Origin of the sequence: Pseudomonas bananamidigenes (assembly GCF_001679645.1) — a bacterium.
Taxonomy (GTDB): Bacteria; Pseudomonadota; Gammaproteobacteria; order Pseudomonadales; family Pseudomonadaceae; genus Aquipseudomonas; species Aquipseudomonas bananamidigenes.
Genome location: NZ_LRUN01000006.1, coordinates 1 through 24700 on the forward strand (window position 1 = coordinate 1; position 24700 = coordinate 24700).

Here is a 24700-nt window from a genome sequence, read left to right on the forward strand (position 1 = left end):
TAACCAAAAACGCTGGGCCCCGGCGTACGGCACCTCGCTGAGGCTCGGTGTTCCTTCGCTCCGGGACTCATCCGAGGAGCATCGCCTCCGGTTTGCTTCGCTGCACCTCCTCTCGATGTGTTCGACTTCGTCGAACGGTCGCTTCGCTCCCACCCCCGGATAAATCCCTCCACTCAGCCTGCCGAAGGGGCCGGCACGCCAAAAGCGGTACTCGAGCTAACGCTCATCGTGTTGAGTGGTGAGATGCGAAAGGCGAAGGGCGACGGAGTGCTTTTGCTTTGATCGTTCCCACGCTCCGCGTGGGAATGCAGCCCGGGACGCTCCGCGTTCCATTTCCGAAGGCAACAAAAAAGGCGTGATCCTCTCGAATCACGCCTCTTTCATTACCACGATCTATCAGCTACCCAGCGCCTTCGATGCCAGCCAGAACAGGCCGGCCGACAGGGCCACGGTGGCCGGCAGGGTCAGAACCCAGGCCAGCAGGATGGTTTTCACGGTGCCGCTGTGCAGGCCGCTTTTGTTGGCGACCATGGTGCCGGCCACGCCCGAGGACAGGACGTGGGTGGTGGACACCGGCAGGCTGAAGATGTTGGCCAGGCCGATCATGCTCGCGGCAGTGATCTGCGCCGACATGCCCTGGGCATAGGTCATGCCTTGCTTGCCGATTTTCTCGCCAATGGTCAGGACCACGCGTTTCCAGCCGATCATGGTGCCCAGACCCAGGGCCAGGGCGACCGCCAGAATCACCCAGAACGGGGCGTATTCGGTGGTGGTGGTCAGGTCTTTGCGCAGCTTGTCGAGGTCGGCTTTTTCACGCGCTTCCAGGCCCGGGAGTTTGGCGACTTTCTTCGCGGTATCGTCCAGGCACAGCAGGTAGCGACGCACTTCGATGCGGCTTTCCGCCGGCAGCGAGTGGTAGTCCGATACACCTTTGAGCGTGTGGAGCAGGGCGGAAATGGTCGGTTCGGTCTGCTGCGGGTTGCAGCGGAATTTCTCCGGCAGATCGCCTTCCACGCTTTTGCCCAGGGCCAGGAACTCGCCGAGGGAAGAGGCGTTGCGCTGGTAGAACTGGCTCAGGTGCAGGGTCGCATCGCGGGTACGTTCGATCTGGTAGGTGGTGCTGTTCAGGTCGAGCACGAACTGCGCAGGCACGATACCGATCAGTACCAGCATGATCAGGCCGATGCCTTTCTGACCGTCGTTGGAGCCGTGCACGAAGCTCATGGCCATTGCGGACATCACCAGCACCAGACGATTCCAGAACGGCGGGTGTTTCTTGTCGTCGATCTTGCGACGCTGTTCCGGCGTCTTGTGCATTTTCGACAGCGGGCGCCACCATTTCAGGCCGATCAGCACCAGCGCGGCGACCAGGAAGCCAGCCATCGGCGAGAACACCAGCGAAGCACCGATATCGATCGCTTTCTGCCAGTTCACGCCATCACCCAGCGGAATATCGTTGATCAAGGCGTTGGCCAGGCCGACACCGAGGATCGAGCCGATCAGGGTGTGGGAGCTGGAAGCCGGGATACCGAAGTACCAGGTGCCCAGGTTCCAGGCGATGGCGGCAGCGAGCAGCGAGAACACCATGGCCAGACCATGGCCGGTGTTCACGTTGATCAACAGTTCTACCGGCAGCAGATGGACGATGGCATACGCCACGCCGACGCCGCCCAGCAATACGCCGAGGAAGTTGAACACGCCCGAGAAGAACACCGCCAGATGAGGCGGCATCGCTTTGGTGTAGATAACAGTGGCTACCGCGTTAGCGGTGTCATGAAATCCATTGATGAACTCGAAGGCGAGGACAAATGTCAGGGCGAGCAGGAGGCTCACAAGCACCCAGGCATCCAGTCCGCTGAATAAATCGATCATGAAGGTTTTCTGACCCGGTCATAAGGGGGCGCGATTATGCCAGAAAAGACTGGAAATCGATCCCCTACCTGCTCATCGGTCACCCTCTTCGCTCAATTAATTTGTATCAAGGTGCATTGCCCGAGCATTTTGCAGGGTTTTGCAACCTGTTGATTCAATTGGAAAAAGTGCTTAGGGGTGGCAGATTGGCCGGTGTCCGAGAGGGGGTGGAATCTTGTATGAAAAATCTGAAAGACGTGTCTGACGTGCTCCAGGCCCGCGCAATACGGGGAAGCTGGCCGCTGCCCGCGGGTAGCGGGCGCGCAAGGCCTCGTCAGTCCACCGTGCTTGTAACCCGGTGAGTACGCTGACCTTCGAAAGATACAAAGGACGACGTCAAGGCTCTTCGGCTTTGAGTTCCTTTTCCATCTTCTGCAGTTCCTGCTGGAAGACCTGATCCTGAACAGTGGCGCGTTTGCGCCAGGGTTTGCGTTCCGGTTCGGGCTGGGCGGCGTAGGTGGTGACTTCCCCGCCGTAAACTTCCTTGTAACGTTGTTCCTGGCGCTCAAGTTCCGCGCGCAGTTCGTCTTTCGTCACAGTGCTACCTGTATGAGTTGAGATAAATGTCTGGTGAAACGCACTGCAACGAATCGATTGACCCGTTCGCCGACAAGTCACTGCTCGAAAGGGCAGCGGTGCAATCGGCAAAGTGGCCAGGACTTCCATGTTACAGGCGGCTACGGCACCAGATTAAAACTGACGCAGCATCAGTTTCCTGATTTCAGCGAGCGCGCTGGCGGTGCATGGGTGATGAACATCAGGCGCTGGCCGGGCTGAATGCAATGGACATTGCTTCAGCGAATGGTGTCGGCAGCAGATAAAAGCGCGACACCATTAAGGGGCATTATAGCGGCCGATTCTGGATTGACTATCTTTGCCAAGTTAAAAACGGTTCCGGATGTGTGATTGTTTTGTGACGCGCAACTGTCAGCAGTAGTTGCGACCTTGTTCATCAGTGATGTGTTTCTGGCGCCAATGGTCGAACAACTATGGTTGCGGACCCGGAAGTAAGAAGTTGTTAAAAATCGTCGGCCTGTCGCTTGTGAGGCAATTGCGATTATCGGTCGGTGGTTCGATAATCGCCCGAAGTTGGCAGGCCGGTACTTGTGCATCGGACTGCGAGTCGCTTGTATAGCCGTCGATCCGTACAGGAAAAAAGTCCCGACATGAACGATCAAATGCGCAATTCCTTTACGTCAGTGGCGCCGCCGATCGTTGCCTCACCGGCCAAGCGCATCCAGGCCATGACCGGCGATCCTGATTTCATGACTTCTCTGGCCCGTGGCCTGGCGGTGGTGCAGGCGTTTCAGGAGCGCAAACGGCACCTGACCATCGCCCAGATCAGTCACCGCACGGAAATTCCCCGCGCCGCCGTGCGCCGTTGCCTGCACACCTTGATCAAACTCGGCTACGCCACCACCGACGGGCGTACCTACTCTTTGTTGCCGAAAGTGCTGACCCTCGGTCACGCCTATCTGTCGTCGACGCCGCTGGCCGTCTCCGCCCAACCGTACCTCGACCGCATGAGCGAGCAACTGCACGAAGCCTGCAACATGGCCACGCTGGAAGGGGACGACATCCTTTATATCGCACGTTCGGCCACGACCCAGCGCCTGATCTCGGTGGATCTGTCAGTGGGCGGGCGTTTGCCGGCCTACTGCACGTCCATGGGCCGGATCCTGCTGGCGGCGCTGGACGACACCTCGCTGCGCGAATACCTCGACCACGCCGAACTGGTGGCCAAGACCAGTCGCACATTGCACACCCCCGAGTCCTTGCTCGCCTGTCTGCAAGAGGTACGGCAGCAAGGCTGGTGCATCGTCGATCAGGAACTGGAGCAGGGTCTGCGTTCGATCGCAGTGCCGGTGTACGACGCTTCCGGCCAGGTGGTGGCGGCGCTCAATGTCAGCACTCATGCCGGCCGCGTCAGTCGCAGCGAACTGGAACAACGTTTTCTCCCGGGCCTGTTGAGCGCCAGCCGCGATCTCAGTGCGCAGTTGTTCGCCTGATGAAGCTGTTCGATAAACGCACAGAGTTGCGTTTATCGAATTGACGCTAAAACCCTCGGATCATTAATGTCGCGGCAGCGTCATCCGGCACCGAAATGAATGAGCCCGCCGGATCGTCGACTTCCATAATAATGACAAGAGGCAACTTCCCATGTGCACGTTCCCCGACTGTCGCCGCTCCCGGTCCTGTTGCCGATTTCAGCGCAACGCCTGATTCCCTCCTTATAGAGTTGTATCCGTGCCGGTCATTGGCCGGTCGCCGTTCGACTGCGTTTTCTGCGTGGAATAAAAATAATGAACCAGCCTCAGTCCGCTGTAGGTCACTGCCTCGACGTGCAGTCCTTCATCAATGCCCAACCGATCTCGCGCTATCAGTGGCGGGTGGTGATTCTGTGTTTCCTGATTGTCTTTCTCGATGGCCTCGACACGGCGGCCATGGGTTTTATCGCGCCGGCCCTGTCTCAGGATTGGGGCATCGACCGCGCCAGCCTCGGCCCGGTGATGAGCGCCGCGCTGATCGGCATGGTCTTCGGCGCGTTGGGTTCCGGGCCGTTGGCTGACCGCTTCGGGCGAAAAGTCGTATTGGTCGGCGCGGTTTTTCTGTTCGGTGCTTTCAGCCTGGCTTCGGCCTATGCCACCAGCGTCGAACAATTGCTGGTGCTGCGTTTCCTCACCGGGCTGGGACTGGGCGCGGGCATGCCGAACGCCACCACGCTGTTGTCGGAATACACCCCGGAGCGCAAGAAGTCGCTTTTGGTGACCAGCATGTTCTGTGGGTTCAACCTTGGCATGGCCGGTGGCGGATTCATTTCGGCCAAGCTGATTCCGGCGTTCGGCTGGCACAGTCTGTTGCTGATCGGCGGAATCCTGCCGTTGATCCTCGCCGGAGTATTGCTGGCCTGGTTGCCGGAATCGGCGCGCTATCTGGTGGTACGCAATCGCGGCACCGACAAGGTGCGCAAAACCCTCGCACCGATCGACCCGGCCACCGTCGCCCAAGCGGCGAGCTTCAGTGTGCCGGAACAGAAAACCGTAAAAGCCCGCAATGTGTTCGCGGTGATTTTCTCCGGCACCTACAGCGTCGGCACATTGCTGCTGTGGCTGACTTACTTCATGGGCCTGGTGATTGTTTATCTGTTGACCAGTTGGCTGCCGACCCTCATGCGTGACAGCGGCGCGAGCATGGAGCAGGCGGCCTTCATCGGCGCGCTGTTCCAGTTCGGAGGGGTGTTGAGCGCAGTGGGCGTAGGCTGGGCGATGGACCGGTTCAATCCGCACAAGGTCATCGGCATTTTCTACCTGCTGGCCGGGGTGTTTGCCTACGCGGTTGGGCAAAGCCTGGGCAACATCACATTGCTGGCGACGCTGGTACTGGTGGCGGGCATGTGCGTCAACGGCGCGCAATCGGCAATGCCGTCACTGGCGGCGCGGTTTTATCCGACCCAGGGCCGGGCGACAGGGGTGTCGTGGATGCTGGGGATCGGCCGCTTCGGTGCGATTCTCGGCGCATGGATGGGCGCGACCCTGCTGGGCCTGGGCTGGAACTTCGAACAAGTGCTCACGGCACTGGTGATCCCGGCGGGGCTGGCGACAGCAGCGGTGGTCATCAAGGGCCTGGTCAGTCACGCGGACGCAACCTGAGTTTCATTGCAGGATCGCTCCCACGTCGAACCGGCCTCAAAGGACGCTCCGTGCTCGGCTCAGGAAGGGACGCGGAGCGTCCCGGACTGCGTTCCCACGCAGAGCGTGGGAACGATCAGGGGCGGAACGATAGGTTGATAACAATCTGTTCGATAAACGAACACTCAGTCGATTATCGGATTGTTTGGTGAAAATCAGCGGCTTAATCTTCAGTGACTTCGGCGCATGACCTCGCGCCTTTTTTATCACTGGCGATTCACTGGAAAAACGGGAGCCCGCTCCATGGCTGAGATTCTTTCGCTGCACGACGCGGTGAAGCGATTCGTCAACGACGGCGACACCGTCGCGCTCGAAGGCTTCACGCACCTGATCCCTACGGCGGCGGGTCATGAAATCATTCGTCAGGGCAAGAAAGGTCTGACCCTGGTGCGGATGACCCCTGACCTGATCTATGACCAACTGATCGGTGCCGGTTGTGCCCGCAAACTGATCTTCTCCTGGGGCGGCAACCCGGGCGTGGGCTCGCTGCACCGTCTGCGCGACGCAGTCGAGAAACAATGGCCCCATGCGCTGGAAATCGAAGAGCACAGCCACGCCGACCTCGCCAACGCCTATGTCGCCGGCGCTTCCGGCCTGCCATTTGCGGTGTTGCGGGCCTACGCCGGTTCGGATCTGCCGAAGGTCAACCCGCTGATCAAATCCGTCACTTGCCCGTTCACCGGTGAAGTGCTGGCCGCCGTGCCTTCGGTGCGCCCGGACGTCACCGTGATCCACGCCCAGAAAGCCGACCGTCAGGGCAACGTGCTGTTGTGGGGCATTCTCGGTGTGCAGAAAGAAGCCGCACTGGCCGCCAGGCGTTGCATCGTCACCGTTGAAGAAATCGTCGACAACCTCGACGCGCCGATGAACGCCTGTGTGCTGCCGACCTGGGCTTTGAGCGCAGTCTGCCATGTACCCGGTGGCGCACATCCGTCCTACGCCCACGGTTACACCGAGCGTGACAACCGTTTCTATCAGGCGTGGGATCCGATCGCCCGCGACCGTGAGACGTTTACCGCGTGGATCAACGAATACATCCATGGCTGCGCTGACTTCAGCGAATTCCAGGCCAGATTGGCCGCTGCTTCGGAGGCCAAATAATGACGTACACCACCAACGAAATGATGACCGTCGCTGCGGCCCGTCGCCTGAAGAACGGCTCGGTGTGCTTCGTCGGCATCGGCCTGCCGTCGAAAGCCGCCAACCTGGCGCGCCTGACCTCGTCGCCGGACGTGGTGTTGATCTACGAGTCCGGTCCGATCGGCGCCAAACCCAGTGTGTTGCCACTGTCGATCGGTGACGGCGAGCTGGCGGAAACTGCCGACACCGTCGTGCCGACCGCCGAGATTTTTCGCTACTGGCTGCAGGGCGGGCGCATCGACGTCGGTTTCCTCGGCGCGGCGCAGGTCGACCGTTTCGGCAACATCAACACCACCGTGGTCGGCGATTATCACCAGCCGAAAGTGCGCCTGCCGGGTGCCGGTGGCGCGCCTGAAATTGCCGGCTCCGCGAAAAGCGTGCTGATCATCCTCAAGCAGTCGGCGCGTTCGTTTGTCGACAAGCTCGATTTCATTACATCGGTCGGCCATGGCGAGGGCGGCGATTCGCGCAAACGTCTGGGCCTGCCGGGTGCCGGTCCGGTCGGCATCATCACCGACCTGTGCATCATGGAACCGGAAGCGGGCACCAACGAGTTCGTGGTGACCGCCCTGCATCCGGGCGTGACCCGCGAACAAGTGGTCGCCGCCACCGGTTGGGCGATCCGGTTCGCCGACAGCGTTGCGGTCACTGCCGAACCGACCGAGGTGGAGCTGACCGCCCTGCGCGATCTTGAGGCCCGCACTGCAGCGGCCCACGGCCAGGCTCCGGGAGAAGCATGATGCGTGACGTTTATATCTGCGATGCGATTCGTACCCCCATCGGTCGTTTCGGTGGCGGTCTGGCGGCGGTGCGCGCCGATGACCTGGCAGCGGTGCCGATCAAGGCCCTGATGGAACGCAATCCGTCGGTGGACTGGAACGCCCTCGACGAAGTGTTCCTCGGCTGTGCCAACCAGGCCGGCGAAGACAACCGCAACGTGGCGCGCATGGCGCTGCTGCTGGCCGGGCTGCCGGAGAGCGTGCCCGGTGTCACCCTCAATCGTCTTTGCGCATCGGGCATGGACGCCATCGGCACCGCGTTCCGCGCTATCGCCAGCGGCGAAATGGAGCTGGCGATTGCCGGTGGCGTCGAGTCGATGTCCCGCGCACCGTTCGTGATGGGCAAGGCTGACGCGGCGTTCTCGCGCAACATGAAGCTGGAAGACACCACCATCGGCTGGCGTTTCATCAACCCGCTGATGAAGGCCCAGTACGGCGTCGACGCGATGCCGCAGACCGCCGACAACGTCGCCGACGACTATAAAGTGTCGCGCGAAGATCAGGACGCATTCGCCCTGCGCAGTCAGCAACGCACGGCCGCCGCCCAGGCTGCCGGCTACTTCGCCGAAGAGATCATCGAAGTGCGGATCGCCCACAAGAAAGGCGAAACCGTGGTCAGCCAGGATGAACATCCCCGCGCCGACACGACCCTTGAAGCGCTGAGCAAACTGAAACCGGTCAACGGCCCGGACAAGACCGTCACCGCCGGCAACGCGTCGGGTGTGAATGACGGTGCCGCCGCGCTGATTCTGGCCAGCGCCGAAGCGGTGAAAAAACACGGCCTGACCGCCCGTGCCAAAGTGCTGGGCATGGCCAGCGCGGGGGTCGCTCCACGGGTGATGGGCATCGGCCCGGTGCCGGCGGTGCGCAAGCTCACCGAGCGCCTCGGCGTGGCGGTCAGCGATTTCGATGTGATCGAACTCAACGAAGCCTTCGCCAGCCAGGGTCTGGCGGTGCTGCGCGAACTGGGTCTGGCGGACGACGCGGCCCAGGTCAACCCGAACGGTGGCGCGATTGCTTTGGGCCACCCGTTGGGTATGAGCGGCGCGCGTCTGGTGCTGACCGCGCTGCATCATCTGGAAAAGACCGGTGGCAAGAAAGGTCTGGCGACCATGTGCGTCGGTGTCGGTCAGGGTCTGGCCCTGGCCATCGAACGCGTCTGACGCAAGCCGTGACGAAAAAGAACAGAGGAAAGCGAAATGACTGACAAGCCTGGTTACCGCCGCCCGCAGGAAGGCACCCAGCCGCCGTACCTGCACCCGACCTATCAATCCACCAATCTGCGCTCGCCGTCCAAACCGTTGGTGTTTCTGCCCCATTCGCTGTCGGAAATCACCGGCCCGACCATCGGTGCCGAGCGTGTGGCCGAAACTGACAACGATCTGACGGCCCAGCATGCCGGCGAACCCTTGGGCGAGCGGATCATCATCCACGGGCGCGTGCTCGACGAAGACGGGCTGCCGGTGCCGGGAATTCTCGTGGAAATCTGGCAGGCCAACGCCGCCGGTCGCTACAACCACGCCCGCGATCTGCACGACGCGCCGCTGGACCCGAACTTCACCGGCACCGGTCGCACCGTGACCGACGCTGACGGCTGGTATCAGTTCCAGACCATCAAGCCCGGCGCCTATCCATGGGGTAATCACCACAACGCCTGGCGCCCGGCCCACGTGCATTTCTCGCTGTTCGGGCCGAGCATTCTGACGCGCCTGGTCACGCAGATGTATTTCCCGGGCGATCCGCTGCTGGCGTACGACCCGATCTACAACTGCGTGCCGGACACCTCGGCCAAGGAACGCCTGATCGCTGCCTTCGATCTGGAAAAAACCATTCCGTCCTACGCCCTCGCTTATCGCTGGGACATCGTGCTGCGCGGCCGCGAAGCCACGCCGATGGAGAAATGAGATGACCCTGACTGCGACCACGTCCCACACCGTCGGGCCGTATTACCACATCGGCCTGACCTGGCTGAACCGTGAAAACCTCGCCACCGAGCTGTCCCTCGGCGAGCGCGTGGCGATCACCGGGCAAGTGCTGGACGGCAACGGCGATGTCGTCAACGACGCCATGCTCGAAGTCTGGCAAGCCAACGCCGCTGGTAAATATGACCATCCGGAAGATCAGCAGCCCAAACCGCTGGACCCGAATTTCGAAGGCTTTGGCCGGGTACCGGTGGATGCCGAAGGGCGCTTTCGTTTCACCACGATCAAGCCGGGGACGGTCGAAGGCCTGAAAGGCACGACCCAGGCGCCGCATCTGGTGGTGCTGGTGTTTGCGCGAGGTCTGGTGAAGCACTTGCTGACGCGGATTTACTTCGAAGGCGATCCGGCGAACGTCAATGATCCGCTGCTCGAATGCGTGCCGGCCGAGCGCCGCACCACGTTGCTGGCGAAGCCGGATGCGGCGGGCGTTTATCAGTGGAATGTGATTCTGCAGGGCACTGATGCGGAAACCGTGTTCTTCGATTATTGAAAGAACACAGCACCTTCCCGCGCAGAGTACTGATCGTTCCCACGCTCCGCGTGGGAATGCATCCCGTGACGCTCTGCGTCACAGTGGACGCAGAGCGTCCATGGCGGCGTTCCCACGCAGAGCGTGGGAACGATCAACGTCGAGGCGCCGAATGCGTTTGCGTGGGAACGATCAATACAGGATGAGGAACGGGACTGTTGCGAAGTGTGTCTAGACTTTCACGTGTCCCCTTCGAGTACATAACAATGACAACCACCACCACGCATTACACCGGCGAAGAGCGCAGCAAGCGCATCTTCGCGATTGTCGGCGCCTCCTCCGGCAACCTGGTCGAATGGTTCGACTTCTACGTTTACGCCTTCTGCGCAATCTACTTCGCCCCGGCGTTCTTCCCCTCGGACAACCCCACGGTGCAACTGGTCAACACCGCCGGCGTGTTCGCCGCCGGGTTCCTGATGCGCCCGATCGGTGGCTGGATTTTCGGTCGGGTGGCGGACAAGCACGGGCGCAAGAATTCGATGCTGATTTCGATTCTGATGATGTGCTTCGGCTCGTTGCTCATCGCCTGTCTGCCGACCTACAACAGCATCGGCGTCTGGGCGCCGGTGCTGTTGCTGTTCGCGCGTCTGCTGCAAGGTTTGTCGGTGGGCGGCGAATATGGCGCCACCGCGACCTACATGAGTGAAGTCGCGCTCAAGGGCCAGCGTGGGTTCTTCGCTTCGTTCCAGTACGTGACGCTGATCGGCGGGCAACTGCTGGCGGTGCTGGTGGTGGTGATCCTGCAGCAGTTCCTCTCCGAAGACGAACTGCGGGCCTACGGCTGGCGGATTCCGTTCGTGGTCGGCGCGGTGGCGGCGCTGATTTCGCTGTTCCTGCGTCGCGCCCTGAAAGAAACCACCAACAAGGAAACCCGTGAGCACAAGGACGCCGGCAGCATCGGTGCATTGTTCCGCGATCACAAGGCCGCGTTCATTACCGTGCTGGGGTACACCGCCGGCGGCTCGCTGATTTTCTACACCTTCACCACCTATATGCAGAAATACCTGGTGAACACCGCCGGCATGCACGCCAAGACCGCCAGCTTCATCATGACCGGCGCGCTCTTCTTATATATGTGCATGCAGCCGCTGTTCGGCATGCTCGCCGACAGGATCGGGCGGCGTAACTCGATGCTTTGGTTCGGCGCCCTCGGCACGCTGTTCACCGTGCCGATCCTGCTGAGCCTGAAAAGCGTCAGCAGTCCGGTCCTGGCCTTCGTGCTGATTACCGTGGCGCTGGCGATCGTCAGTTTCTACACCTCGATCAGCGGCCTGGTAAAAGCCGAAATGTTCCCGCCGGAAGTGCGCGCTCTTGGCGTCGGCCTGGCGTATGCGGTGGCCAATGCGATCTTCGGCGGCTCTGCGGAATACGTGGCCCTGAGCCTGAAAGCCGGGGGCATGGAAAACGCCTTCTACTGGTATGTCACGGTGATGATGGCGGTGGCGTTCCTGTTCAGCCTGCGTCTGCCGAAACAGGCGGCGTACTTGCATCACGATCTCTAAACCGAAGTGCGCGGGCCGCGATGGCCCGCGCCGGCAAGGACTGTTTATGACTCAGCGACCGGGCAATCAATTGTTCGATGCCTACTTCACTGCCCGCCAAATGCGCGACGTGTTCTGCGATCAGGGCCGGGTGCAGGCGATGCTCGATTTTGAAGCCGCGCTGGCTCGGGCCGAAGCGCGGGTCGGGGTGATTCCGGCGAGTGCTGTCACCTCCATCGAAAACGCCTGCCGCGCCGGGCTGTTCGATTTCGCCGCGTTGGGCGAAGCCATCGCCACGGCGGGCAATTCGGCGATTCCGCTGGTCAAGGTGTTGGGCAAACGGATCGCGGCATCCGATGTCGAGGCCGAGCGCTACGTGCATCTGGGCGCCACCAGTCAGGACGTGATGGATTCGGGGCTGGTGCTGCAATTGCGTCAGGCGCTAGCGCTGATCGAAGGGGAATTGGCGCAACTGGCCGACGCCCTCGCCACTCAGGCACAGCGCCACGCCGCGACGCCCATGGCCGGGCGTACCTGGCTGCAACACGCGACGCCGGTGACACTCGGCATGAAGATCGCCGGCTGGCTCGGTGCGATCACTCGCAGCCGTCAGCGTCTGCGCGAACTCAAGCCGCGCCTGCTGGTGCTGCAATTCGGCGGCGCATCCGGCACTCTGGCGGCGCTGGGCGAACAGGCGTTGCCGATCGCCCGTGCCCTGGCCGAAGAACTGAATCTGGCCCTGCCCGAACAACCCTGGCACACCCAGCGTGATCGCATCGTCGAGTTCGGCGCGGTGCTCGGTCTGATCGCCGGCAGCCTCGGCAAACTGGGCCGCGACATCAGCCTGTTGATGCAGACCGAAGCGGCGGAAGTGTTCGAACCGTCGGCACCGGGCAAGGGCGGTTCCTCGACCATGCCGCACAAGCGCAACCCGGTGGGCGCGGCGGTACTAATCGGCGCGGCGACCCGTGTGCCGGGGCTGGTCTCGACGCTGTTCAGCGCCATGCCCCAGGAACACGAACGCAGCCTCGGCCTGTGGCACGCCGAATGGGAAGCCCTGCCGGAAATCTGCTGCCTGGTGTCGGGCGCGCTGCAACAGGCGCGGCTGCTGGCCGAGGGGCTTGAAGTCGATGCGGCGCGCATGGCCCGCAACCTCGAATTGACTCAAGGCCTGGTGCTGGCCGAAGCAGTGAGCATCGTCCTCGCGCAACGGGTCGGCCGCGACACCGCGCATCATCTGCTCGAACAGTGCTGCAAACGGGCAGTGGCCGAACAACGCCATTTGCGTGCGGTACTCGGCGACGAGCCGCAAGTGACCGCGCAACTGAGCGCAGCCGAACTGGATCATCTGCTCGATCCTGCCCGTTACCTCGGTCAGGCGCAGGTCTGGGTCGAGCGGGCCGTGGCCGAACACAACGCATTGTCTGACTGAAAGGAGAGGGCTGTGGCTTTCGTTCAACTCGCCGATGGCGAACTGCATTACACCTTGGAAGGTCCGTCCGGTGCGCCGGTGCTTGTGCTGTCCAACTCGCTGGGCACCGACCTGCACATGTGGGACGCCCAGATGCCGGCGTTCACTGAACATTTTCGGGTGCTGCGTTTTGATACTCGCGGCCACGGCCGGTCGCTGGTGACGCCGGGCCCTTACAGCATCGAGCAACTGGGCCGCGACGTGCTGGCGCTGCTGGATGCGCTGCACATCGAACGCACGCATTTCTGCGGTCTGTCGATGGGGGGGCTGATCGGTCAATGGCTGGGGATCAACGCCCACCAGCGTCTGAACAAACTGATCGTGTGCAACACGGCGGCGAAAATCGGTGACCCGTCGGTGTGGAATCCGCGCATCGAAACCGTGCTGCGTGACGGCCCGGCGGCGATGGTCGCGTTGCGCGATGCATCGATTGCCCGCTGGTTTACGCCTGATTTTTCGACGGCCAATCCGGCAGCGGCCAAGCAGATCACCGACATGCTCGCGGCCACGGATCCTGAAGGTTACGCCGCCAACTGCGCGGCGGTGCGCGATGCGGATTTTCGTGAGCAGTTGTCGTCGATCAAGGCTCCGTTGCTGGTGATTGCCGGCACGCAAGATGCGGTGACGCCACCGTCCGGCGGGCATTTCATTCAAGAGCATGTACGCGGCGCCGAGTACGCCGAGTTTTATGCGGCGCACCTTTCCAACGTTCAGGCCGGCGACGCGTTCAGCGACCGCGTGCTGAGCTTCCTGCTGGCTGATTGAGGGGACTTTTGTGGACGAGAAACAACGTTACGACGACGGCATGCAAGTGCGCCGGGCGGTGCTCGGCGATGCCCATGTCGACCGCAGCCTGACCACCCTGACCGAGTTCAATTCGGAATTCCAGGAAATGATCACCCGGCATGCCTGGGGCGACATCTGGACCCGCCCGGGCCTGCCGCGCCACACCCGCAGCCTGATCACCATCGCCATGCTGATCGGCATGAACCGTGAGGGCGAACTCAAGTTGCACCTGCGCGCAGCGGCCAACAACGGCGTGAGCCGTGGCGAGATCAAGGAAGTGATCATGCAGAGCGCGATCTACTGCGGGATTCCGGCGGCGAATGCGACCTTTCATCTGGCCGAATCGGTGTGGGATGAGCTGGGTGTCGAATCCCGAGCGTGATCTTCTCCGGGCTGGCCCCCTCCAGGACATTCGCGTCCTGGCGGGATCCAGTCATCTCGCATTAGTTACAGCAGATTGATCGGATAGCTGACGATCACCCGGTTCTCGTCGAACTCGTTATTGCTGTAGTCACGGCGCATGGTCGAGTTGCGCCAGCGCACGTTCAGGTCCTTGAGCACGCCGCTTTGCACGGTGTAGCCCAGCTCCGATTCGCGGCCCCATTCCTTGCCGTCGGTGATGGCGCCGGTGTGCACGTTGTCGCCGCTGATGTAGCGGTTCATCAGCGTCAGGCCGGGGAGGCCGAGGACGACGAAGTTGTAGTCGTGGCGGATTTGCCAGGAGCGTTCCTGAGCGTTGTCATAGCTTGAGTTGTAGCTGTCGTTGGCCAGGGTCCCGCCACTGGTGCCGTTGACCCGCATCCAGTTGCTGTCGCCGGTCAGTTTTTGCAGGCCGAGGTAAAAAGTGTTGCCGCCATATCGCGCAGAGAACATTCCCGACCAGGTCTTGTTGTCGAGCTTGCCGGCCCGGGCGCTGCCGTCATCCTTGCCGTAGAAGAAGCCGAGGTTGGCGCCCAGGGTCCAGCCGCCGAGTGGCTGGCTGTGGATCAGGTTGACGTACTGCTGGCTGTAGATGTCCTTGAGTTCGGCATTCCACAGGCCGATCTGCGTGCGTTTGTCATTGAATGCGAATTCGCCGCCCTGGAAGTTGAAGCGATCCGAGGTGAACGCCGGTTTACCGAACATCGACAGGTCGCTCATGCTGCTGTCGTCACGCGGGCTGTTGGCGCGGAACTGGCCGCCGTACAGGGTCAGGCCATCGATTTCCTTCGAGGTGATCTGCCCGCCGCGAAAGGTCTGTGGCAGCGAACGACCATCGTCCGAACGCAGGATCGGCAGCACCGGCATCCATTCGCCCAGCTTGATTTCGGTCTGCGACAGCCTGGCCTTGAACGCCACGTTGGTGCGACCGAAGTTGTCTGCCGGACGACCGTCATGATCCAGCGGCAACAGTTGCGTGCCGCCGGTGCCTTTGCCGCCATCGAGTTTCACCGAGTACAACCCCAATACGTCCATGCCGAAACCGACGGTGCCCTGGGTGAAACCGGATCTGGCGTCGAGGATGAAGCTCTGCGTCCATTCCTGCGCCATGCCCTGGGCCTTGGTCGGGTTGGTGAAGTTGCGGTTGATGTAGAAATTGCGCAGGTTGAGGCTGGCCTTGGCGCCGTCGATGAAACCGGCCTCTTCGGCCATGGCGGGTAAAGCGGCGCCGGTCAGTGCCAAAACAATCAAGCCAGGAAGTGCGCAAGGGGTTTTGCAGTGTGTCATGGGCTCGGGTCTCTCTTATTGTTCGGGGTGCAGCAGAGCGTGGCCGCAACCTGAGGTTGCAGACAAGAAACGGGATGTGAGGAGACGAAGGGCGGATCAGCCCGAGCGGCGAGGACGTGTCGTCATGGGGGGAGCCTTTTTATTGGTTTTGTTGTTGTGGGCAATGGTGAAGGGGATCGACGAGGGGATTCAATCGGGGTGAGCGGGGTTGTGTGCGATTATCGAACGATAATCGACGGTGGTTTTATTCATTGCCAGGTACACATTCTTAATTGAAACCCGTGGTTATGCTTCGTGTTGGTGGCTGTTCCGGCGGTGTTCTATTAATGGCAATTGTGGATGTGGTTATTGCTTTGGTTGTAGGAAATCAACTACAGAAGTTATTGCAATAAAGGCTGGGTAATTAATCGCGGGTTTCAACTTGCCAATTGGTGTTATCGCTTATCGTGAAAAGGTTTAACGGGATATTGTGTTGTATCTGGCAAAGGAAAGAGTCGTTGCTATATTCAAGATTCTCGAAGGGGGCATGGAGGCTGATTGTCACTTTCGAGAAGATTAATTATTGAAAACAAGGAGAGATAACATGCCTGCAAAAGTTAATCAGGAGCGTCTCGCGACGGTGGTCGGTCGTGCCCTTATTGATAAGGACTTTGCGGAACAGTTGCACAAGGATGCTGAAGGCGCGGCCAAGGGCATCGGTGTGCATTTGAGCGCATCCGAACTGGGCGCCGTCAAGAGTATTGATGTGACAAAATTGGGCACCGTCGGGGAGGGTATTCGCAGCAAGCTGGGAGCCGCTGCGATCTTTGACCAGCAACAGCAGCAGGCTCGGATGGATTGATGCCGGGGGCCGTTTGGCGTGCCACGCAGCAGTGATCCGCTTGCGCCACACGCCAAATGGCCCGATTGAAAAACTCGAACAGGGAGTGAGCGGTGTATGCCTGTCACCTTGGTTCCCATGGACGACACGGAATTTTCGGCGTTCACCGAAAGGGCGGTCGAGGAGTACGCCCAAGGCATGGTCGCTTCGGGAGAGTGGAGCCAGACAGAGGCGCCACACCGTTCCGGTACGGCGTTCGCGCAGTTGCTGGACCAGGGTCGGCTCACCGAGGGGCATCAGCTTTGGGTGCTCCGGGACGATCAGCGGCGCATCGGCGAATTGTGGATTGCCCGACGTCACGTCGGCCCCAAGCCGATTGCCTTCATTCTGGATATCTACATCGAACCTGGTGAACGCCGTCAGGGTCATGCCCGTCAAGCCATGCTGGCCGCCGAAAACTGGGCTCGCCGCAACGGCTGCCAGGAAATGCGTCTGCATGTGTTTGGCCGCAACCTGCCGGCCCGTGGTCTTTATGAACAACTGGGCTATGAAGTCGCCAGTCTGACCATGGCGAAACCATTACCGCCTGCCTGAAAGGATGGTTGAAAAATGGATATTGGAAACCACCGCGAATTCGATTCGACGGTTGATGACTTGTTTAAAGGGAATACGTTTCTTGCAGATGCTCGGTATTCCAGGTTTGAGATATTACTTGAGCATGTCAGTCGCAATCGTTTCACGACATTCATGGTTTTATATGCCGAGCTGTTCAAGCTGCTTGGCGAAGATTCGCGATTGTCGGCATTCTTCCAGCGAGCGGTGGAACTTGTATTGTTGCCGCCTCGTGAGCAGGCTTCGATTATCAATGATCCGGTTTTTCAGATATGGGCGGGACAGACTTTTCGGTTGACCAATCATTGTCTGGTCGGCAAGTCGGATAATACGGTCGAACTTGAAAAGGCATTGTTGGAATTCTCCGACATGCTCGACAGGGTCAAGGAGCGCAATACGTCCGTGGCCGCTCAGAGCGATCCGCCGGTCTACCGGTTCGATGCCGATCCTTTGATCATGCAGGCCACTCCGCCCAGCTACGAGTTCCCGGAAGACGAAGCGACGCGCAAGCGCCTGGAGCGGGGCGGATTTTCCAGCCGTTTCTTCGCCGACGTGGTGAAAATTGCCCTGTTGCGCATCGAACACACCTGGCCGGCCTGCCGTGAACAGATGAAGTCCCTGATCAAGTCGATTTGCTTCGTGCCGGACGGTACTTTTCGCAGTTGTTCGGCTTCGCGCTACACCGGCGTCATTCTCCTGGCGAGCCGGGACGAGTCGATTCTCGATCTTGAAGAATCCCTGGTGCATGAGGCGACTCACCAGTTGCTCTATCACATCGTCGAAGTGTCCGACGTGGTCGACCCTGATGCCTCGCAGGAGCCGTCATTCAGTTTGCCGTGGTCAGGGCAGAAGCGTGACCTGTATGGCTACTTTCATGCGTTTTACGTGTACATCGCGCTGGTCAAGTACATGGAGCGAGTGCGATCGCGTTCCGCGGAGGAAATGCAGCGGGCACAGAACCGTCTGCTGTTCATTCTGCGGGGGCTGATCCGGGCTTTGCCGGACTTTCAAGCCAGTGCGGACTTCACACCCCATGGGCGCCAGTTGCTGGACAACCTGGCCGCTGAAGTCCGGGCCATGGAGAGCAAATATGCCGGGCGGCTGGCCGCCTCGCCGACATTGACCACGACGCCGTCGGTATTGGGCGCAACGGCCTGAGCCGGGAGGCAAGCATGACGATGTTCGATGCTTCGCGATTTCCCGAGGCCGGGGTAGGGCTGGAGTACCACTTGCCCCGTCACCGGGTTGCCGATCATGCCGTCGATCCGGCCCTCGAACGGATCCTCGCCGAAGGTCTGCCGTATTTTGATTATCTGGAGTTTCAGCCAACCCACAGCATTCTCGAACCGCGTTTGCTCGAGGTCGGGGAGCAGACGCCCAGCCTGCTGCATTCTTCCAGCCTGTCTCTGGGCAGTGTGGGCATCGCGATGGATCGCGAGTTTCTGCAGATGACCCGACGGCTGTGCGACAGAACCCGCTCACCCTGGCTGGCGGAGCACATTTCCTGGTCGCGGTTTCATGGCGGCGACACCCAGCACTTCATTTTGCCGACCCTGGCCGCGGAGGTGGCCGATACGGTGGTCGCCAACGCTCTTGAGCTGCAGGCACTGACCGCGACGCCGCTGGTGCTGGAGAATGCTCCGCGCCTGTTTTCACTGACGGATGCGGCGGAACAGTCGGAAGGCGCGTTCATTTCCAGCGTGGTGCAGCGCAGCGGTGCGGGGTTTCTGCTGGATCTGGACAGCGCCATCGCGACCGCCAAGGCTCAGGGGTATGAACTCAACGATTATCTGCGTTCGTTGCCGCTGGACCGGTTGATCGAAATCCACACCGGTCATCCGCGCAGGGACTGGGATCTGTTGACGCAGTTGTTTGCCGTGTCTCCCGTGCGGGCGGTGACACTGGAATGGGATATCGCCGACAGGGACGACGACGCGCAACTGCAATGTCTGATTCGCGACATCAAGCGCCTCAAGCCCAGGGTGCTGTTCTGGCAGGGCCGCGACTCACCCTCCGAGCCGGAGACTCCGGCCCTCGAACCCGGTGAGTTGCTCAGACTCAGGGGCAGCGTATGGGTGAGTGTCGGACCTTCATCCTTCGTGTTGCGGGACCGGCAGTCGGGGCTGAGTCTGGAGTTCTGCCTGACCCTGCTGCCGTTGTTGAAGCACTTCATGGTTGCGCGCACGCTGGAGAGTGCCTTGATGCTGCCGGACATTCTGCAGGGGCCCGGGCAGGGCAACAATCTGGCGTTCCTGCAGACGCTGGTCAACCAGGGAATCGTGCAACCCGTCACGCCCCGGCGCGATCGGGTTCACAGACAACCGCTGCAGCTCTGGTCCCGCTGGGAAGCGGCGCTGGAGTTCTACCTCAGTACCCGCACCGGTCTGCAGACACCTTATGTCAGTGTCGTCGAACTCGAGGCCGAACTTGAGAAGAAAGCTTCGCAGCAGCGTCAGCCTTCGTCTTTCAAGGACTATCACTCGCATCCCTTCATTGCGCTGGAAAACCCGCTGCTGGTGCCCGGTGAGACCATCGCCGAAGCAACGCTGCTCGATACACTCTGTGCCCGGCGTACATCCCGGACATTCAGCGGCAAGCCGTTGACCCCGACGCAGCTGTCGCTGCTGCTCTATTACACCTGGGGGATGACGGCCATGGAACCGAACGGCATGGGCGACTATTTCCTGAAAAGAACCTCGCCCTCCGGCGGCTCGCTGCAGGTCACCGAGGTGTATGCAGTGCTGATGAATGTGCAGGGTTTCGAGCGGGGGCTCTATCACTACTCGGTGCGCCGACATGGACTGGAACTGCTGTCACGGGAGGATCCTCGGAGCTGGATAGGCGAGGCCTGTGGCGGGCAACCCTGGGTGAAAGACGCGGCAGCGGTATTTGTGTCTACCGCGCGGGTCGAGCGGCTGGCCTGGAAATACGAGTTCAGCCGTGCGCTGCGGGTGGCGCTGATGGATGCCGGGCATTTGAGCCAGACGTTTTCACTGGTGGCCACGGGGCTGAATCTCGGATGCTTCACCACGGCGGCATTGCGCGATGAAATGTTCGAAAACCGTCTGGGACTCGACTATCTGGAAGAACCGGTGTTTCTACTCAACGGAGTCGGCGGCTGAAGGCGTTGCGCAGACAACAAAAAGCCCACCGAAAGGTGGGCTCTTTGTTTATCGCGACACGATCAGAACAGTTTCATCTTCGGCGCTTCTTCTTTCAGCGGCTCGTTCTGCGCGGTCTGCGCATTCCAGCCGCCACCCAGGGCCTTGTACAGGTTGACCGCACTGGTCAATTGCGCGAGGCGGTCGGTGATCAGGGCCTGTTGGGCGCTGAACAGCTGACGCTGGGCATCGAGGAAGGTCAGGTTGCTGTCGACGCCGATGCGATAACGACGCTCGGCCAGACGGTAGTAGTCCTGGTTCGCGGCGACGAAATCACGCTGGGCCTGCAACTGCTCGGTGTAGGTCTGGCGCGCGGCCAGGCCGTCGGCGACTTCCTGGAAGGCCGTTTGAATGGACTTCTCGTAGTTCGCCACGCCGATGTCCTTCTGGATCTTGGCGTAGTCGAGGCTGGCGCGCAGGCTGCCGGCGTTGAAGATCGGCAGGTTGATCTGCGGCTGGAACAGCCACGTCCCCGAACCGCCCTTGAACAGGCCGGACAGGTCCGGGCTCAGGCTGCCCGCATTGGCGGTCAGGCTGATGCTCGGGAAGAACGCTGCACGGGCCGCGCCGATGTTGGCGTTGGCGGCCTTCAGGTTGTATTCGGCCTGAAGGATGTCCGGACGGCGTTGCAGCAGATCCGACGGCAGACCGGCCGGCACATCGCTGAGCAGGTCATCCGACAGCGGTCTGGCCGCTTGCAGGTTGGCCGGCACGCCGGTGCCCAGCAGCAGGGTCAGGCTGTTTTCGTCCTGGGCCACCTGGCGGGTGTAACGGGCCAGTTGGGCACGGGCGTTCTCGACCGAGGTGCGCGACTGCGCCAGATCCAGCGCCGAGGCCACACCCACTTCGTTGCTGCGACTGGTCAGCTTGTAGCTTTCCTCGAAGGCACCCAGGGTCTCCTGAGTCAGCTTCAGCAGCTCCTTGTCGGCCTGCCAGGTCAGGTAGGCATTGGCCACGCTGGCCACCAGGCTGATCTGGGTGCTGCGGCGCGCTTCTTCGGTGGCGAAGTATTGCTGCAGCGCTTGCTCGCTCAGGCTGCGAACCCGACCGAACAGGTCGAGTTCGTAGGCGCTGATGCCGACGGTGGCGGTGTAGGAACTGTTGATGGTCGCTTCACCGGTCTGCGATGCACGGGCCGGAACCCGCTGACGGCTGCCGCTGGCATTGGCCGAAACCGCCGGGAACAGATCGGCGCGCTGGATGCGGTACTGAGCGGCATAGGCGTCGATGTTCAGCGCCGCGACGCGCAGGTCGCGGTTGTTTTCCAGGGCCACCTGGATCAGCTGTTGCAGGGCAGGGTCATGGAAAAACTGCTTCCAGCCCTGCTCGGCAGCGGCCTGCGCCGGTGCCTGGGCCGACGAATACGCCGGACCCTGCGGGAATTGCGCGGCCACCGGTGTTTCAGGCCGCTGATAATCCGGTATCAGCGAGCAACCGCTCAGCACGAAGGCGGCGACTGCGATGGAGAGTAGCGACTTGCTCATTGGCCAGCCTCTTTAGGAGTTTCGATGGTGTCATCCTCGCCGGCAATTTTGCGCTGGCCCATGGACGACACAGTGACGAAGAACAGTGGAACCCAGAAAATCGCCAGGATCGTGGCCGTGAGCATACCGCCAATCACGCCCGTACCGATCGCGTGCTGACTGCCCGAACCGGCACCGGTGGAGATAGCCAACGGTACTACACCGAGAATGAAAGCCAGCGAGGTCATGATGATCGGTCGCAGACGCATGCGGCAGGCTTCGATCGCCGCATCACGCAGACTGCGCCCATGCTCGTGCAATTCCTTGGCGAATTCGACGATCAGAATGGCGTTTTTAGCCGCCAGACCGATGGTCGTCAACAGGCCCACCTGGAAGTACACGTCGTTCGACAGACCGCGCAGGCTGGTAGCCATCAATGCACCGATGATCCCCAGCGGTACCACGAGCATGACCGCGATCGGAATCGACCAGCTTTCATACAGCGCTGCCAGACACAGGAACACCATCAGCAGCGACAAAGCGTACAGCGCTGGCGCTTGCGAGCCGGACAGACGTTCCTCGTAGGACAGACCGGTCCAGGAAATACCCACACCCGGCGGCAGTTTCCTGGCAATGGCTTCGACTTCGGCCATCGCTTCACCGGTGGAGTAACCCGGCGCCGGAGAACCGAGGATCTCCATCGCTTCCACACCGTTGTAGCGCGCCAGTTTCGGCGAGCCGTAGATCCACTCGCCCTTGGCGAACGCGGAGAACGGAACCATGGTGCCGGCGCTGTTGCGCACGTACCACTTCTTCAGGTCTTCAGGGCTCATGCGCGCACCGGCCTGGCCTTGCACGTACACCTTCTTCACCCGACCGCGGTCGATGAAGTCGTTGACGTAGCTACTGCCGAAGGAAATCGACAGGGTGCTGTTGATGTCGGACAGGCTCAAGCCCAGGGCGCGGGCCTTCTCGTCATCGATTTCCAGGTGGTATTGCGGCTCGTCGTTCAGACCGTTCGGACGCACCTGGTAGAGCACCTTGCTCTGCGCGGCCATGCCGAGGAACTGGTTACGTGCTTCCATCAGTTTTTCGTGGCCGATACCGGCGCGGTCCTGCAGGAACACGTCGAAACCGGTGGCGTTACCCAGCTCCAGTACGGCCGGCGGAGCGAAGGCAAACACCATCGCGTCGCGGAAGCTGAAGAAGTGCTGCTGGGCACGTTGCGCCAGGGCGAACACGCTGTTGCTCGCGTCACGCTCGTGCCACGGCTTGAGCATGATGAACGCCAGGCCGGAGCTCTGGCCGCGACCGGCGAAGTTGAAGCCGTTCACGGTGAACACCGAGGCAACCGCACCGGCCTCTTTGTCCAGCAGGTAGGAGCGCATATTGTCGATCACCACCTGAGTGCGCTCGGCACTGGAGCCGGCCGGGGTCTGCACCTGGGCGAACAGTACACCCTGGTCTTCTTCCGGCAGGAACGCCGTCGGAATGCGGGTGAACAGCCAGATCATGCCGACCACGATCAGCAGGTAGGCCAGCAGATAAGGTGCCTTGCGCTGCAGAATGTTGCCGACACCGCGCTCGTAGCTGCGTACGCTGCGGTCGAAGTTGCGGTTGAACCAGCCGAAGAAACCGCGTTTCGGCGCGCCGTGCTCGCCTTTTGGAATTGCCTTGAGCATGGTGGCGCAGAGCGCCGGGGTGAAGATCAGCGCCACCATCACCGACAGGGCCATGGCCGAGACGATGGTGATCGAGAACTGACGGTAGATCACGCCGGTGGAACCACTGAAGAACGCCATCGGCAGCAGTACCGCCGACAGGACGAGGGCGATACCGACCAGTGCGCCCTGGATCTGGCCCATGGACTTCTTGGTCGCTTCCTTCGGTGACAGGCCTTCTTCGGCCATCACCCGCTCGACGTTTTCCACCACGACGATGGCGTCGTCCACCAGCAAGCCGATGGCCAATACCATACCGAACATGGTCAGGGTGTTGATGCTGAAACCGGCGGCCGCGAGGATGCCGAACGTACCGAGCAATACCACCGGCACGGTCATCGTGGTGATGACGGTGGCGCGGAAGTTCTGCAGGAACAGGAACATCACCAGGAACACCAGTACGATCGCCTCGACCAGGGTTTCAACCACACCCTTGATCGACTCGGTCACCACCGGGGTGGTGTCGTACGGGAACACCACTTCCATGCCTTGCGGGAAGAACGGCTTGAGGTCGTCAATCGTCTTGCGCAGGGCCTTGGCGGTGTCGAGAGCGTTGGCGCCGTTGGCCAGTTTCACCGCCAGACCGGAAGCCGGCTTGCCGTTGAATTGCGCCGAGATACTGGAGTTCTCACCACCCAGACCGACGTCGGCGACATCGCCGATACGCACTTGCGAGCCATCCTGGTTGACCTTCAGCAGAATCGCCTTGAACTGCTCGGCGGTCTGCAGACGGGTCTTGCCGATGATCGTGGCGTTCAGTTGCTGGCCAGGCAGCGCCGGCAGACCGCCGAGCTGACCGGAAGACACCTGGACGTTCTGCGCCGAGATCGCTGCGCTGACATCGGCCGGGGTCAGGTTGTACTTGTTCAGCTTGGCCGGGTCGAGCCAGATGCGCATCGCGTACTGGGCACCGAAGACCTGGAAGTCACCGACACCGGCGGTCCGCGAAATCGGGTCCTGCATGTTCGACACGATGTAGTTGGACAGGTCGTCCTTGGACATGCTGCCGTCACGGGACACCACGCCGATTACCAGCAGGAAGTTCTTCACGGCCTTGGTCACGCGGATACCCTGTTGCTGCACTTCCTGCGGCAACAGCGGGGTGGCCAGGTTCAGCTTGTTCTGGACCTGGACCTGCGCGGTATCGGAGTTGGTGCCTTGCTCGAAGGTCGCGGTGATGGTCATGCTGCCGTCGGAGTTACTTTCCGACGACACATAACGCAGGTTGTCGATACCGTTGAGCTGCTGCTCGATGACCTGCACCACGGTGTCCTGGACCGTCTGTGCCGAAGCACCTGGATAGGTCACGGAAATCGCAATGGCCGGTGGCGCAATGCTCGGGTACTGGTTGATCGGCAACTTGAGGATCGATAGAGCCCCGACCAGCATGATCACCAGGGCAATTACCCAGGCGAAAATCGGACGGTCGATGAAAAATTTCGACATGA

20 protein-coding genes are annotated in these 24700 nt (G+C 61.1%); 15 read left to right on the top strand and 5 right to left on the bottom strand.

The window, feature by feature from the left end:
* Positions 1–396: 396 nt before the first annotated feature.
* Positions 397–1872 (bottom strand): inorganic phosphate transporter, encoded by a 1476-nt coding sequence (locus BBF94_RS02940; protein ID WP_065257561.1) that lies wholly within the window; start codon positions 1870–1872, stop codon positions 397–399.
* A gap of 375 nt (positions 1873–2247) precedes the next feature.
* Positions 2248–2448, bottom strand: a complete 201-nt coding sequence (locus tag BBF94_RS02945; RefSeq protein ID WP_007986337.1) for a hypothetical protein — start codon at positions 2446–2448, stop codon at positions 2248–2250.
* 629 nt (positions 2449–3077) lie between these two features.
* Here BBF94_RS02945 and pcaR point away from each other — a divergent pair.
* From pcaR to pcaC, 11 genes are all read left to right on the top strand, one after another.
* Positions 3078–3920, top strand: a complete 843-nt coding sequence (gene pcaR / locus BBF94_RS02950; protein WP_065257562.1) for a pca regulon transcriptional regulator PcaR — start codon at positions 3078–3080, stop codon at positions 3918–3920.
* Between the two features lie 294 nt (positions 3921–4214).
* Positions 4215–5561, top strand: coding sequence for an MFS transporter (locus BBF94_RS02955; RefSeq protein ID WP_065257563.1), 1347 nt, complete (start codon positions 4215–4217; stop codon positions 5559–5561).
* 282 nt (positions 5562–5843) lie between these two features.
* Entirely contained in the window at positions 5844–6701 is an 858-nt protein-coding gene (locus tag BBF94_RS02960; RefSeq protein ID WP_065257564.1) for a CoA transferase subunit A, read from the top strand.
* Positions 6698–7480: a CoA-transferase subunit beta gene (locus BBF94_RS02965; protein WP_176704405.1), complete on the top strand. Its 783-nt coding sequence runs from the start codon at positions 6698–6700 to the stop codon at positions 7478–7480. Before BBF94_RS02960 ends, BBF94_RS02965 begins: the two co-directional genes overlap by 4 nt.
* Positions 7477–8682 carry a 3-oxoadipyl-CoA thiolase gene (gene pcaF, locus BBF94_RS02970; RefSeq protein ID WP_176704403.1) on the top strand — a complete coding sequence of 402 codons (1206 nt, stop codon included), beginning with the start codon at positions 7477–7479 and terminating at the stop codon, positions 8680–8682. The genes BBF94_RS02965 and pcaF overlap by 4 nt, the downstream gene beginning before the upstream one ends.
* A 36-nt stretch (positions 8683–8718) precedes the next feature.
* Positions 8719–9423 carry a protocatechuate 3,4-dioxygenase subunit beta gene (gene pcaH, locus BBF94_RS02975; protein WP_065257567.1) on the top strand — a complete coding sequence of 235 codons (705 nt, stop codon included), beginning with the start codon at positions 8719–8721 and terminating at the stop codon, positions 9421–9423.
* A 1-nt stretch (position 9424) separates the two neighbouring features.
* Positions 9425–9991, top strand: a complete 567-nt coding sequence (pcaG, locus tag BBF94_RS02980) for a protocatechuate 3,4-dioxygenase subunit alpha (protein WP_065257568.1) — start codon at positions 9425–9427, stop codon at positions 9989–9991.
* A gap of 245 nt (positions 9992–10236) precedes the next feature.
* Complete coding sequence (locus BBF94_RS02985; protein WP_065257569.1) at positions 10237–11532, top strand: MFS family transporter; 1296 nt, start codon at positions 10237–10239, stop codon at positions 11530–11532.
* A gap of 46 nt (positions 11533–11578) precedes the next feature.
* Positions 11579–12943 carry a 3-carboxy-cis,cis-muconate cycloisomerase gene (locus BBF94_RS02990; protein WP_065257570.1) on the top strand — a complete coding sequence of 455 codons (1365 nt, stop codon included), beginning with the start codon at positions 11579–11581 and terminating at the stop codon, positions 12941–12943.
* Between the two features lie 12 nt (positions 12944–12955).
* Positions 12956–13747 carry a 3-oxoadipate enol-lactonase gene (gene pcaD / locus BBF94_RS02995; RefSeq protein ID WP_065257571.1) on the top strand — a complete coding sequence of 264 codons (792 nt, stop codon included), beginning with the start codon at positions 12956–12958 and terminating at the stop codon, positions 13745–13747.
* A 10-nt stretch (positions 13748–13757) separates the two neighbouring features.
* On the top strand, positions 13758–14150 hold the full coding sequence (gene pcaC, locus BBF94_RS03000) for a 4-carboxymuconolactone decarboxylase (protein WP_065257572.1): 393 nt from the start codon (positions 13758–13760) through the stop codon (positions 14148–14150).
* Between the two features lie 65 nt (positions 14151–14215).
* On the opposite strand, the gene BBF94_RS03005 is transcribed toward pcaC, so the two are convergent.
* Positions 14216–15475, bottom strand: coding sequence for an OprD family porin (locus tag BBF94_RS03005; protein WP_065257573.1), 1260 nt, complete (start codon positions 15473–15475; stop codon positions 14216–14218).
* Positions 15476–16058: 583 nt separating this feature from the next.
* On the opposite strand from BBF94_RS03005, the gene BBF94_RS03010 reads away from it, so the two are divergent.
* The 4 genes from BBF94_RS03010 to BBF94_RS03025 all read left to right on the top strand — a co-directional run bounded on the left by BBF94_RS03010 (position 16059) and on the right by BBF94_RS03025 (position 20029).
* Positions 16059–16316, top strand: a complete 258-nt coding sequence (locus tag BBF94_RS03010) for an Os1348 family RiPP precursor (RefSeq protein WP_065257574.1) — start codon at positions 16059–16061, stop codon at positions 16314–16316.
* Positions 16317–16412: 96 nt separating this feature from the next.
* Entirely contained in the window at positions 16413–16889 is a 477-nt protein-coding gene (locus tag BBF94_RS03015; protein WP_065257575.1) for a GNAT family N-acetyltransferase, read from the top strand.
* A gap of 153 nt (positions 16890–17042) precedes the next feature.
* Positions 17043–18065 carry an aKG-HExxH-type peptide beta-hydroxylase gene (locus BBF94_RS03020; RefSeq protein ID WP_225875036.1) on the top strand — a complete coding sequence of 341 codons (1023 nt, stop codon included), beginning with the start codon at positions 17043–17045 and terminating at the stop codon, positions 18063–18065.
* A 14-nt stretch (positions 18066–18079) separates the two neighbouring features.
* Complete coding sequence (locus tag BBF94_RS03025; protein WP_065257577.1) at positions 18080–20029, top strand: multinuclear nonheme iron-dependent oxidase; 1950 nt, start codon at positions 18080–18082, stop codon at positions 20027–20029.
* A 62-nt stretch (positions 20030–20091) separates the two neighbouring features.
* Here the strand turns inward: BBF94_RS03025 and emhC are convergent, their stop codons facing one another.
* Together emhC and emhB are read right to left on the bottom strand one after the other, a co-directional pair.
* On the bottom strand, positions 20092–21552 hold the full coding sequence (emhC, locus tag BBF94_RS03030) for an efflux RND transporter outer membrane subunit EmhC (protein WP_065257578.1): 1461 nt from the start codon (positions 21550–21552) through the stop codon (positions 20092–20094).
* Positions 21549–24698: an efflux RND transporter permease subunit EmhB gene (emhB, locus tag BBF94_RS03035; protein WP_065257579.1), complete on the bottom strand. Its 3150-nt coding sequence runs from the start codon at positions 24696–24698 to the stop codon at positions 21549–21551. The genes emhC and emhB overlap by 4 nt, the downstream gene beginning before the upstream one ends.
* Between the last annotated feature and the right edge of the window lie 2 nt (positions 24699–24700).